We start from the raw sequence: 13768 nt of genomic DNA, 5'->3' as shown, positions 1-13768 counted from the left end.
CTTAGGCTTACCTTTAGGCGAAGCATTTGTAGGACGCTTTAACAATGGCGAAGTACAGATTATGATTGATGAAAGTGTGCGTGGGAAGGATGTATTTATCGTACAACCTACTAGCTATCCCGTTAACGACAATTTAGTTGAATTGTTGGTTATGGCTGATGCACTAAAACGTGCTTCTGCACGTCATATTACAGCTGTAGTACCTTACTATGGCTATGCGCGTCAAGACCGCAAAACTCGTGGTCGTGAGCCTATTACAGCTAAATTAGTGGCTGATTTAATGCAAACTGCAGGTATTACTCGCTTAGTAACTGTAGACTTGCATGCAGGTCAAATTCAAGGTTTCTTTAATGTGCCAGTGGACCATTTATTTGGTGCCTCTATTATCGCTAAATACATTAATGAAAAGAAAATGGAAGATTTGATCGTTGTATCACCAGACCTTGGTGGTGTAACTCGTGCACGCGATTTAGCAGACCGCATTGGTGCACCTATTGCTATTATTGAAAAGAAACGCCCTCAACCAGGTGTGGCTAAAGTAATGAATTTGATCGGTAATGTAGAAGGTAAAAACTGCATTATTATCGATGACATTGTTGATACAGCTGGTTCTTTAGTGGAAGGGGCTAAAGCATTAAAAGAATTTGGTGCTAAATCTGTTATGGCTTGCGTAACTCATGCAGTATTAACTGACCCTGCTTGTGAACGCATTGCTAATTCTAATATTAAAGAATTAATTATTACAAATACAATTAGCTTACCAGAAGAGCATAAATTGCCTAATATTACGTCTTTATCCGTAGCTCCATTATTGGGCGAAGCCATTATGCGTATTTTTCATGAAGTATCGGTAAGTAATTTATTTGACAAATAAATTATTAGGTAGGAATCTGTGAAAATTGTTGTAGGCCTTGGTAATCCAGGGAAAGAATATGAAGTAACAAAACACAATATTGGCTTTATGGTCATAGATGCCATTGCTGAGGCACATACACATACACCATGGAAAGAAGATTTTAAAGCCCTAATTACAACGATTCAAGTTGCTGGTGAAAAAGTCTTGCTTGTAAAGCCGCAGACATTTATGAACAATAGTGGTGAATCTGTAGGTCCTTTAATGCGTTATTACAAAGTAGCGCCAGACGATGTGTATTGCGTATATGATGATATGGATTTGCCAGTAGGGAAGATTCGTATTCGTCCGAATGGTAGTGCTGGTGGGCATAATGGTATAAAATCCTTAATAGCTCATATGGGAACAAATGAGTTTCCTCATTTTCGTTTTGGTATAGGACGACCTTTACCACAATGGACTGTTATTGACCATGTGCTTACACCATTTCCTGAAGATCAGCAAGATAAAGTGGAATCAGGTATTAAGTCTATGGCTAACGCTATTGTAGGAACCTTAGAAGTGGGGATTGATCGAGGAATGAATTTATATAATCCTAAACGTCGTCCACGCTAAGTTTATACATTGGCCATAAAGTTATTGACAAGAAATCTCAACTTTGTTATAATTACTCTATTATCCGTATTAGATTGTTAGAGTAAATGCTGAGGAGGATGAACTTATAAGCCCAAAATGTCATAATCTGAACTTGAGTCTCTACAATCGAAAAGGGTAGGTGGTAATAACCCAACCACTTTTTGACAGTAGGTTTGACCCAACCACTGTAGTTATTTAATTACAAGGAGGTTCGATTATGAACAAGATTAAAAGTTTATCGAACCGCTTATCGGTGCTGGGATATAGTGGTTTCGAGATTTCTCACATTATTAATAATGCCGCTGGCGGCAAACAATTGACAACATTAAGTGGCAAACAGCTACGTCATGTTATCAGTCAAATGGAAAAATATGTAACACTTGGCACGCAATTTGCGGCTGCTTATAGTAAATAAGCGAGTGTAGAACTACAAAGAGACTATACGGAGTATAGTCTCTTTTTTTATAGAGAGGGAGGCCTTCATGTTCGCAAGATCATCTAATAATAAGCAAAGAAAAACACGAACACTTACGAATCGGCGTTACCCAACGGAACGTATGGGGATGTCCGTAAAATGTATGGTATTTTGTGATGGTGATATATTATTATTACAAAAGAAAGACCGAGAAGGGTTAAGACCTTGGGAGTTTCCTGGTGGCGGCCTAGAATTTGGGGAAGATTTACAGGATGCAGCCCTTCGGGAAGTACGAGAAGAAACGGGACTTACTGTAGAAATATTAGATGTAGCTGGCCTTTGGTCATATAAGCGCAGTAAGTTACAGTTTTTGACAGGCCTAATCTTTATAGCTAAGGCTAAAAGTAAAGAAGTAGTGCTTTCAGATGAGCATACTGATTTTGCGTGGGTGAAACCGAGCGAATTTTATAAATATCGCCTACAAGATTCTTTGCGTAAGGCTTTAGAAAATATTCAAGAGTCTAGTGAAAAAGGGCAGGAATTACGTCATTACTTTGTAGATACTTTTAAGGCGTAGTAGTTAAAGTTAATAAGGAGCTATGATGGGAACATTAATTATTATTGAAGGCGGCGATGGTAGTGGTAAAGCGACCCAAACAAAGGCTTTGGAAGCGCGCCTTTTACATGAAGGATATAAGGTGCGAACAGTGAGTTTTCCAAATTATGACAGCCCTGCTGCTATGCCCGTAAAAATGTATTTAGCTGGTGATTTTGGTAAACAGCCATCAGATGTGAATCCTTTTGTAGCTAGTACTTTATATGCTGTAGATCGCTTTGCGTCTTATCGGATGGACTGGGAAGCATTTTACCAAGAAGGGGGCATTATATTAGCTGATCGGTATACAACCTCTAATATGATCCATCAAATGGTAAAATATGATGATCAAGAAGGGCGCCAAGATTTCTTAAAATGGCTAGAAGATTTAGAGTTTGAAAAATTTGGTTTACCTCGTCCAGACTGTGTTTGCTTATTGGATATGCCCTTGCGCACAAGCGAAGCTTTGATGAAGGAGCGAGCACATAAAACAGGAGGTGCAACGGGGGATATTCACGAACATGACCATGAATATTTGCATCGTGTGCATGCAGCCTATGATGAGTTAGTTAAGGCCTATGATTGGAAGCGTGTATCATGTGTTGATGATGACGGACAGTTACGCTCTATAGCTAGCATTCACGAAGATGTGTATGAGGCTATAAAACCCCTTTTAACAAAATAAATTAAGAGGCATATTTTGGCAAAATAAAGTAAGAGGTATATTTTATCAAAATAGATTAAGAAGCATATTTTTACCCAATAAATCAAGAATCATATTTTGACTAAACAAAGTACAGAGTTATATAAGGCGCTTGTAGTTTCTACAAAGATATGGGAGGCTACAACTGCCTTATTTTTATATAGTAATGAGCATCTTACGAGTATGACCCTAGGCGTACAAAGAATTTGATATTAATAAAGCTATCGCTAGATAAAATTTAATTGTCCTCAGAGACAAGCTTACTACTTATGAAGTAAAAGAGTAACAATCGTGAGACAAACGGTGAATAAAATCAGGCAAATGGTGAATAATCGTCAGACATACGGTTATGCTGTGTCAGGCAAATAGTTAATAATCGTCAGACAAACGGTGAATAATTGTCAGACAAACGGTGAATAATCATTAGACAAAAAAAATAACAGTCATTAGACAACAGTCTTACAAAAGTCCGACAATTATTAGACATAGAACCGCTATATGCCGTATAATAATTATGTTATACTGCATTATTTTATAATAGGAGAGGGATATGTCGTATTTTGAACAAGTCATAGGACAACAAGATATTATTGCCCATGTAAGTGACCTAGTAAAACGGCAAACCTTACCTCATAGCTTGCTTTTTTATGGTGAATCTGGTTTAGGCAAATTACAAGTTGCTATAGGCCTAGCATCATTATTGATTGGACGGCCTGTGTTTTCGCCTGACAATGGTCAGACTTATTTAGATGCTGTAAAGCAGGCGCGTATGATGGATGGCGAGTCCGAAAAGGCCAGTGAAGCGCAAGGCTTACCCATTTATATGGACAAGGGCGATGCGTTTTGGTTACGCCCTATGAAGGCGAGTCTAAAAGTTGAGCAATGGTATGAATTACTTAGCGAATATTTAAATAAAGTCAGTGATAACAATCGAGTGGTTATTGTAGAGGATTTTCAAACGGCCAATGCTGTTATGGCTAATGCTATGTTGAAGACTATAGAAGAACCACCACGGAATACATATTTTATTATTATTACCAATCAGATTGCCAATGTATTGCCTACGATTTTATCGCGGTGTATGAGCCTTTCTTTTGGTCCTGTGGAAGATGCCGTCATTGAAGCGGCACTGCGCAAAGAGGGTATCACGGGAGATTTAAGTCTAGCCTTAGGGGCGGGACAGGGAAATCCTAAAATGGTGCGACAATTTGCAACAGAAAGTACGGTGCCTTTGTTACATCTGGCTATGGACTTATTAGAACTATTGCCAGAGCCTTTGTTTTTCTCTAAAGGATCCTTTTTAACAGAACAGCTTACTCGTGATGAATTAAAAGAGCTCATGAGTTGGATGCGACTACTTAGTCGCGATATGATGGCGCTGCGGTTTGGCAGTGGTGATGATGTATTGCAATGTGTACTATTTAAAGAGCGCATGTTGCGTTTATTGCCGAAGTGGAGTGCTCGTGCCCTATTAAAGGTGCAAAGTGAGACCCTCAATGCAGAAGAGGCACTTCGTTTATATATAAAAGCTAATTTAGTTATGGATGGTGTATTAATTGCACTAAGACAAATTATAAAGGAGGATACCCAGTGATTACCATAGTCGGTATTCGTTTTAAAAAAGCTGGTAAAATATATTATTTTGCCCCTGGCGGCGCTACCCTTGAGTTAGGGGACGGCGTTATTGTTGAAACAGCGCGCGGCCTTGAGTTTGGCGATGTTGTGATTGCCCCACGTCAAGTGGAAGAAGACTCTGTAGTGCAACCTTTAAAAAGCGTAATTCGCAAGGCTACGCCAAAGGATTATAAGCAAGTAGAGAAAAATAAGCAGAGGGAAGAAAAAGCCTTTGATATTTGCTTAGAAAAAATTGCCAATCGCAAATTACCTATGAAGCTTATCAATGTGGAATATACATTTGATATGAATAAAATTATTTTTTTCTTTACCGCTGATGGACGCATTGATTTTAGAGATTTAGTTAAAGACTTAGCCACTGTATTCCGTACGCGTATCGAACTTAGACAAGTGGGTGTGCGCGATGAGGCTAAGATTTTAAATGGTATTGGTGCCTGTGGCCGACCTTTATGCTGTGCCACATTTTTAGGTGATTTTTCACCTGTATCCATTCGCATGGCAAAGGACCAAAATTTAAGTTTAAATCCAACTAAAATTTCCGGCGTATGTGGACGCCTTATGTGTTGCTTAAATTATGAAAATGATTTATACACTAAGGGCGGCGATTTATATGTACAAAAAGAAAAAGCGGCACCTATTGTGGTAGAACCACCAGGAATTGGCCGTGAAGTTGTTACGGATGAAGGTCTTGGCAAGGTATTAAAAATTAATCGTAATAAGAAAATGGTAAAAGTACAGCTTGATGAAGGGCGTACTATTGATTTACCATGGTCGGAGATTGTATTACCTGATGAAGACTAAAGAGGTTTCTGCTAAAGATAACACTATTGATTTTGGTAAAGATAACACTATTGATTCTGCTAAAGATAACACTATTGATTCTGAGCCTTTCTTGCCTCAGCACCCCTTAGAGCGTTTAGATAATTTAATTCTAGATGACATGAAACTTTGGCAGCGAACTGATCAATTTTGTTTTTCCATCGATGCCGTCATATTGGCCCATTTTGTACCTATTAAACAGCGTTTTACTTATGCTGATTTAGGCACTGGTACGGGCGTGTTGCCTTTGATTTTAACGGCACGGGGGGCCAAACAAGTGGTGGGCTTTGAGCTCAATCCCATTACGGCAGATTTAGCGGAGCGCAATAGACGACTTAATAAAAAAGAGGACTCCATTACGATTGTGCAAGGTGATTATTGTCAATTACCTATGACCACATATAATGGAGCCTTTGATTGTATCGTAGCAAATCCACCCTATTTTGATGTAGAACATGGTAAGGCACCAATGTCAAAGGATCGGCAAGTGGCTCTTCATGAGAGTCATACTACTATAGAGGAAGTAGCGCAAGCAGCCAGTCGTTTAGTGAAATTTGGTGGTATGTTTTGCATGATATATGGTGCGGAGCGACTTATGAAGGCTCTTATGGCATTAGAGACGGCAAAATTGACGCCTAAGCGCCTGCGCTTTGTACATAGTTTTTCACACCGAGATGCAAAATTAGTTCTCATTGAAGCCCGTAAAGGTGGTCGAGGGGGCTTACAGACTATGCCACCTTTATATATTTATGAAGATCTTAATGTGTATAGTGAGGAGGTGCGTACTTGGTATGGCAAATAATATAACAAAGGATATAGGTACTTTGTATTTAGTACCAACACCTATAGGCAATTTAGAAGATATTACATATCGGGCGGTGCGCATTTTACAAGAGGCAGCTCTTATCGCTGCAGAAGATACACGTCATACAGGCGTATTGTTGAAGCATTTAGGCATTAATAGGCCTCTTATTTCCTATCATGAACATAATAAACTCGTCAAAGGCCCTCAGCTTGTAGGGGAATTATTACAAGGTAATGATGTAGCCCTTGTGAGTGATGCGGGGATGCCCGCCATTTCAGACCCTGGGGCGGAGCTTGTGGAACTAGCTATTGAGGCGCAAGTGCCAGTTGTTCCTTTGCCAGGGCCTAATGCGGCACTGACTGCTTTAATTGCATCGGGTTTACCAGCTAGAGAGTTTACCTTTATTGGATTTTTGCCTAAAAAAAGTGCCCATCAAAACGAAGTATTGCAGCGCATTAGAGGCTATGAAGGGACGCTCATTTTTTATGAGGCTCCTCATCGCTTAGAGAGTACCTTACGAGCTTTATACGAAGGATTAGGCAATCGTTCGTTGGTATTAGCGCGAGAGCTTACAAAGCGTTTTGAGGAATTTGTGCGCACTGATTTAGAAACGGTAACTCGTGATTTTGAAAGTCTTATAACGCAAAAAGGCGAATTCGTATTATTAGTGGGCGGCTATGATGCGGCGATTCATGGCGCCTTGGAGGCTGAGGTGGGTATAACTCTAGGCGTGACTCATGGAGCAACGCCTAATGACTATGCTCAGCTTGTAGGACAATTAATGGAACAGGGCGTACATAAAAAAGAAGCAATCCGCGAAATAGCTAAAAAATTAGGTGTTTCGCGCCGTTTGGTATATAATGCTGTAGAGGAATTACTTTAATTCTGTAGAGGACTTAATTTGTATAAAAATTAGGTGAATCGCTTCAGCTTAGGTAGTTTCTGTAGAAACAAAGTGATACATTATACAATATATACATAGTATGGTGTTATGGAGGAGGAATATGAATGACAGACACTAAGAGAAAGTCTTACTATATTACAACACCAATTTATTATCCAAGTGCTAAATTGCACATTGGTCATACCTATTGTACAGCCATTGCTGATACAATTGCGCGCTTTAAACGCCGTGCTGGCTATGATGTACGATTTTTGACTGGTTCTGATGAACATGGTCAAAAAATTGAACGCATTGCTAAGGACATGGGAATTACACCATTAGAATATACAACTAAAATCGTAGATGGCTTTAAACATTTGTGGGAGATTATGAATATCTCTAATGATGATTTTATTCGTACTACTGATAAGCGTCATGAAAAGGTCGTACAGGACTTATTCCAAAAAGCTTATGATAATGGCGACATTTATAAGGGGAAATATACCGGCTGGTACTGCACACCAGATGAATCTTTCTGGACTGAGCAGAAACTAGGTCCTAATCACACGTGCCCAGATTGTGGTCGCCCTGTAGAACGCATTGAAGAAGATGCCTATTTCTTCAAGATGAGTAAATATGCTGATCGTTGGTTACAATTCATTGAAGAGAATCCTGATTTTATTCAACCAGAATCACGCCGTAATGAAATGATTCAGTTCGTAAAGCAAGGCCTTGAAGATCTTTGTGTGTCCCGTACAAGCTTTGACTGGGGCATTCAGGTGCCATTTGATAAAGAGCATGTTGTGTATGTATGGTTTGATGCACTTGTAAATTATATTAGTGCTCTAGGGCCACTGGATGATGACAAGAGTTTATATGAACGCTTCTGGCCTGCTGATTTACATTTAGTGGGCAAGGAAATCGTGCGTTTCCATACAATTATTTGGCCTATTATGCTCATGAGCCTAGGCTTGCCATTACCTAAGAAGGTATTTGGTCATGGCTGGTTAATTGTAGATGGCACTAAGATGAGTAAATCCTTAGGCAATGTAATTGACCCAATTCCATTGATTGAAACGTATGGCTCTGATGCGCTTCGTTATTACTTATTAAGTGAAATTCACTTGGGCAATGATGGCAATTTCACTTTGCCTAATTTTGTGCAACGTGTCAATTCTGACTTGGCTAATGACCTAGGTAATTTATTGAACCGCACCATTGCAATGATTGAAAAATATCATGGTGGCATTATTACGAAAACAGCTTCTGAAGGTCCATATGACACTGATTTAGTTAAGCTCGCAGAACAAACTGTGAAAGACTATGAAACGTATATGGAAAGCTATGAGCTCAATAAAGCATTAAAAGCAGTATGGCAATTTATTGGTCGCACCAATAAATATATTGATGAAACGATGCCATGGATTTTGGCTAAGAAGCAACAAGCCGGTGATGAAGCACGTTTACAGGCGGTTATGTACCATTTAGCTGAAGCCCTTCGCATCATTGCTGTATTAGTTGCCCCAGTGATTCCAACAGGGGCTCCTAAGATTTGGGAGCAATTGGGCATCAGTGGCTTTGCTGAGGCAAAACTCGATGATGTACGCACTTGGGGCGGTCTTCATGATGGCACTAAGGTAGTTAAAGGGGCTCCCATTTACCCTCGCTTTGATATGCCTGAAATGATTGAAGCACCGCAAGCAGATACTGCAAAAGAAGGTGCTAAACCAGCTGATGCATCTGCAGTCGCAGGTAAAGGCGCTAGTGCCACTACTGGTGAATCTCCTACTGCCGAAGGTCAAGGAGCAGACAATAAGGCAGGTGCTGAACAAGAGATTCCACCGATTAAAGAAAATATTGAGTATGATGATTTTGCTCGTCTTGACCTTCGTGTAGCAGAAGTTATTTCTTGTGAAAAAGTTAAGAAATCTAAAAAATTATTAAAATTTGTCCTCAATGTAGGTGTAGAAGAACGCACTGTAGTAAGTGGTATTTCTCAGTATTATGAGCCAGAAGAGATGATTGGCAAAAAAGTAATTTACCTAGCTAATTTAGCACCTAAAAAATTGATGGGCATAGAATCGTATGGCATGATTTTATCTGCCTTTGATTTTGCCGATAATTTAGAAGTGACTCAAATTCAATCATTAATTCCAGGAAGTTTGGTGAAATAATGCGTTTATTTGACACGCACGCCCATATTAATGATGGACGCTTTGATAATGATCGCGAAGAGATGTTACAGCTTTGCGTTGATGCTGGCGTAGAGTATATTATGTGCCCTGCTGTAGATCGCGGTACAGCAGAATCGGCCATTGCTTTGGCGGCTAAATATGATCAAGTATATGCAGCAGTAGGCGTGCATCCTCACGAATCAAAAGATGTAACAGCGGATGACTATGACTATTTTAAAGAACAAGCCTTACATAATCCAAAGGTAAAAGCTATTGGGGAGATTGGTTTAGATTATTACTATGATTTTTCCGATAAAGAAACACAGATGCGTGAGTTCATATATCAATTGGAATTAGCTCGTGAAGTGAATTTACCAATTATTATTCATGACCGCGATGCTCATGGTGATATTTTAGTCACTTTAAAAGAACATGGTAAGGGAAATTTTGGTATTTTCCATTGCTATTCGGGAAGTTGGGAAATGGCTAAAGAATGTATTAAATTAGGTTATTACATTTCCTTTGCAGGGCCCGTTGTATTCCCTAAGTCAACAAAATTAAAGGAAGTGGCCAAGGAAGTGCCCTTAGATCGCATCTTGATAGAAACTGATTCGCCTTACTTAACGCCACCACCTTTTAGAGGGCGCCGCAATGACCCTAGCAAAACGCAATTTGTGGCAGAAGAAATTGCTAAGTTAAAAGGCATGGATGTGGACGAGTTTGCAGCTATGGCATTAGAAAATGGCAAACGAATTTTCCATATTGAGTAGATTGGGACTATTGATGTAAAACATGGCCAACTGACTCATGTGTAGGTCAGATGTGAAGGTTTATAGGTCGATTTATAATTGAATATGAAGCGCATGGTACGCTAAGTAGAAGAGCAGTACGTGAGGCGCATGGTTATATGCTAAGATAGGAGCAGCACGTGGCTAAACAAGCTGTCTTATGAAAGCGTAAGAACCATGCGCTTTTTATTATAATTGATTATTACCATTTACAAAAATATTACAAGAACTTACTAAAAATTTACTGTACAAAAAGCCAAGACTTTACTATAAAGGTAAGAGAGCTTTTTACCTTGAAATAATAGAATACTTTATGTAAGATTAGAGTATATATTATTTTAAATGAGAGGATGTTAACATGAAACGTGTTTCATTTATAGATTTGGGCTCAAACTCCGTACGTTTTGTTATTACGGAAATTAAAGATAGTGGCAGTTACCAGCTAATTTATCAACAAAAAGAGAGCATTCGTTTAAGTGAAAATATGTGGGATCACAATCGCCTTACGGATGAAGCGATTAATCGGGCCATTAAGACTTTAAATGCTTTTTCGCATATGGCCAGCGCCATGGAGAGTGATGAGATTATTGCCGTAGCGACCGCAGCGGTGCGCTTGGCAACGAATGGTGCGGAATTTATTGAATTAGTAAAAAAACAAACGGGTATTAATTTAGTGTGTATTGATGGTTTAGAAGAAGCACATTTGGGCTTTTTAGGCGTTGTCAATACAATTGGCTTAGATGATTTTATTCTCTTTGACTTAGGTGGTGCCAGCGTGGAAGTAACCTTGGTCAATAATCGCTCCATTGTAGAGTCTGTTAGCTTACCTATGGGGGCTTTGACTTTGACAGGTCTTTACCAAGAAGGAGCTGAAATGTCCGACAAGGAATTAAAATCCATGTTGACACATATACAGGCCTTATTAAAAGAACAGAAATGGCTTAAGGATAAGAAATTACCGCTTATTGGCATTGGTGGTACAGCTCGTAACTTAGCTAAAATTGACCAACGAGCCCATAATTATCCTATTGCAAAGCTTCATAATTATGAATTATCTTTTACACGTTTAGAAGAGATTTATAATTCAGTATGTTCTAAGACTTTGGCACAACGCAAGAAAATTAATGGCCTCTCCCAAGAACGCGCGGACATTATCATTGCCGGTGCGGCTGTAGTTCGTGAACTCATGTTATATACGGACTCCGATGTTATGATTGTGAGTGGCTGCGGTCTTCGCGATGGTTTATTCTATCGATATTATGGCGAACATTATCTCAATCCTAATGGCATTATGGATAATATTTTAATTCATTCCGCTGAAAATATTCTTTTAGGTATGAACAAGATTGATTTAATTCATTCTAAATATATTGCTCGTTTGAGTGATGCCTTATTTGATCAATGGAGTCAGGAGTATAATTGGCCACAACGCATGCGTGATTTATTGCGCGTTACCGCCCTCTTGCATGATATAGGTAAAGTAGTTAATTATTATAGCCATGCCCGTCATAGTGCCTATATTATCGCCAATAGCAATTTATATGGCTTAACTCATCGAGAACAAGCTATTTGCGGTTTTATGGCGTCTAGCTCTCATGGATCTAATAATAAATACATTAAAAACTCACCTTATGGTCGTTTATTACAAGGCGATGATATAGTGATATTGAATCAAGTGTCTCTTTTATTAGCCATTGCTGAAGCGATTGACGAAAGCCATGAACAAGCAGCGGTGTCTGTAAATACAGAGTTTACGGCGAAAGATATTATAGTCAATGTATGGACTAAGGCCAATAATAATATGTCTATGGCTGAGGTGATGATTTCAAAGCTCAACAAACAATGTAAAAAAGATTTCAAAAAGAATTTAGTAGTAAGGTGGCACGAGTCCCTATAAGGAGGGTATCGTATGGGCAAAAGTAAATCGCACTTATTTGGTATTATCCATTTAGGCGCAAGTAGTATGAGCATTACCATTGTTGAATATACATCAATAGACGAAGTAAAAGTCATTGAATATGCTTCGAAAAATGTAACCTTTGGGGAGGAATTATTTCACAATAAACGACTATCCTTTAATACTATCGAGGAATTATGCCGTTTATTAAAAGGTTATAAACGCTTAATGGAAGAATATGGGGTTACTGAATATAAGGTATATGCCACCGCCATTGTAAGAGAAGCAGAAAATCGCTTGAGTATTTTAGATCAAATATTCATTCAAACCGGTTTTAAAGTAGAAGTAGTGGATATGCCAAAGGAAATTTATTACAAATACTTTGGCCTATATTATCATATGATGCGCCAAGGCCTTACTGACACAGAAGATGCGGCTTTATTCTTAGATATTACCTCTGGTGGGGTCGGCATTACTGTGTGGAAGGGCGGTGCTTTGCTCTTCCAAGAGAATGTGCATCTCGGCACATTGCGCGTAATGGAATCCTTTAATCGCAATCAACGGTCTTCTTTAAGTTTCCCTGATGCTGTAGGGGAATATTTGCACAGTATGTTATCGCCTGTACAAGAAGAAGTGAGTCGATTTAATGTAAAATACCTAGTCTTATCTGGTGATGAAGCGCGGGAAGTGGCGGGCCTCATGGGCTTTGTGGCACAGGGCAAAGAAACCTTGTCCTTATTGCCAAAACAATTTGATGAATTTGTGGAAAGCTTCCATGGTATTTCAGCTACGAAATTAGTAAATCGCTATCATATACCAGAGTTTCGTGCTAATATCCTTATGCCTACGATTGTCCTTTATAAAGAGCTTCTTAAGATGGTACAGCCTCAATGTTTGCTAGTTAGCTCGTCTAGCTTTGTAGATGGGGTTATTTTGTATTATGGCTCGGAAACCTATCCGAATAATTATTTGTATATGATGCGGGAACAAAATATGCAATTAGCTCGCGCCATTGCGAGACGCTTTCAAGTGGATGAACATCATGCACGCGAAGTGGAACGCTTTTCACTCCAGCTTTGTGATGCCTTAGTCGAACATGGCATTACAGACCGCATGTCCTTTATGATGCGCATTGCGGCTATTTTGGCAGAGGTGGGGAAATTTGTTAGTCTTCGCAATCATAGCGAACATGCTTACCACATTATTATGGGCACGGATTTATTCGGCTTATCAGACAAGGAAAAAGAAGTAGTCGCTAATGTTGTGTATTATCATTACAAGGGTCGACCAGATAATGATGATGAAAACTTTAGATATTTGAAAGAAATTCAAAAAATCTGGGTTACTAAATTGGTAGCTATCTTGCGTTTAGCGCGGGCCCTTGATGTAAGTCACAAGTATAAAATCAGTCGCATATCTATAAAACATAAGGAGAAAGCACTCGTCATTGAAGCACATACGGATCAAGATATTTCTTTAGAAAGCTGGACATTTGAACGAGAAACAGAATATTTTAGTGAAATCTTTGGGCTTCAAGTAAAACTCAAAGTGGGAGGCAAATAATG

Annotated in this window: 13 protein-coding genes; all 13 read left to right on the top strand. The window is 39.1% G+C overall.

Annotated features, from left to right (window positions below):
• Positions 1–874: ribose-phosphate pyrophosphokinase (locus Q0376_RS06090; RefSeq protein WP_298705245.1), on the top strand; the 874-nt coding region annotated here is incomplete at its 5' end.
• Positions 875–892: 18 nt separating this feature from the next.
• A complete protein-coding gene (pth, locus tag Q0376_RS06085) occupies positions 893–1468 on the top strand; it encodes an aminoacyl-tRNA hydrolase (protein ID WP_298705243.1) in 576 nt (191 codons plus the stop codon).
• 238 nt (positions 1469–1706) lie between these two features.
• A complete protein-coding gene (locus Q0376_RS06080) occupies positions 1707–1904 on the top strand; it encodes a hypothetical protein (RefSeq protein WP_298705241.1) in 198 nt (65 codons plus the stop codon).
• 67 nt (positions 1905–1971) lie between these two features.
• Positions 1972–2481, top strand: coding sequence for an NUDIX domain-containing protein (locus Q0376_RS06075; protein ID WP_298705239.1), 510 nt, complete (start codon positions 1972–1974; stop codon positions 2479–2481).
• A gap of 25 nt (positions 2482–2506) precedes the next feature.
• A complete protein-coding gene (locus Q0376_RS06070; RefSeq protein ID WP_298705251.1) occupies positions 2507–3184 on the top strand; it encodes a thymidylate kinase in 678 nt (225 codons plus the stop codon).
• Positions 3185–3752: 568 nt separating this feature from the next.
• The gene (locus Q0376_RS06065; protein WP_298705236.1) at positions 3753–4796 is read left to right on the top strand and encodes a DNA polymerase III subunit delta'; all 1044 of its coding nucleotides are present in this window, start codon (positions 3753–3755) and stop codon (positions 4794–4796) included.
• On the top strand, positions 4793–5638 hold the full coding sequence (locus Q0376_RS06060; RefSeq protein ID WP_298705235.1) for a stage 0 sporulation family protein: 846 nt from the start codon (positions 4793–4795) through the stop codon (positions 5636–5638). Before Q0376_RS06065 ends, Q0376_RS06060 begins: the two co-directional genes overlap by 4 nt.
• On the top strand, positions 5628–6458 hold the full coding sequence (locus Q0376_RS06055; RefSeq protein WP_298705233.1) for a tRNA1(Val) (adenine(37)-N6)-methyltransferase: 831 nt from the start codon (positions 5628–5630) through the stop codon (positions 6456–6458). Before Q0376_RS06060 ends, Q0376_RS06055 begins: the two co-directional genes overlap by 11 nt.
• Positions 6448–7344 carry a 16S rRNA (cytidine(1402)-2'-O)-methyltransferase gene (gene rsmI / locus Q0376_RS06050; protein ID WP_298705231.1) on the top strand — a complete coding sequence of 299 codons (897 nt, stop codon included), beginning with the start codon at positions 6448–6450 and terminating at the stop codon, positions 7342–7344. Before Q0376_RS06055 ends, rsmI begins: the two co-directional genes overlap by 11 nt.
• Positions 7345–7469: 125 nt before the next feature.
• Complete coding sequence (gene metG / locus Q0376_RS06045) at positions 7470–9518, top strand: methionine--tRNA ligase (protein WP_298705229.1); 2049 nt, start codon at positions 7470–7472, stop codon at positions 9516–9518.
• The gene (locus tag Q0376_RS06040; RefSeq protein WP_298705227.1) at positions 9518–10288 is read left to right on the top strand and encodes a TatD family hydrolase; all 771 of its coding nucleotides are present in this window, start codon (positions 9518–9520) and stop codon (positions 10286–10288) included. The genes metG and Q0376_RS06040 overlap by 1 nt, the downstream gene beginning before the upstream one ends.
• A 376-nt stretch (positions 10289–10664) precedes the next feature.
• Complete coding sequence (locus Q0376_RS06035) at positions 10665–12203, top strand: Ppx/GppA phosphatase family protein (protein WP_298705226.1); 1539 nt, start codon at positions 10665–10667, stop codon at positions 12201–12203.
• 12 nt (positions 12204–12215) lie between these two features.
• A complete protein-coding gene (locus Q0376_RS06030) occupies positions 12216–13766 on the top strand; it encodes a phosphatase (protein WP_298705224.1) in 1551 nt (516 codons plus the stop codon).
• The last annotated feature ends 2 nt before the right edge of the window (positions 13767–13768 follow it).

It is taken from the genome of uncultured Veillonella sp., from assembly GCF_937981445.1.
Taxonomy (GTDB): domain Bacteria; phylum Bacillota; class Negativicutes; order Veillonellales; family Veillonellaceae; genus Veillonella_A.
This window is presented reverse-complemented; position numbering and strand designations above follow the sequence as displayed.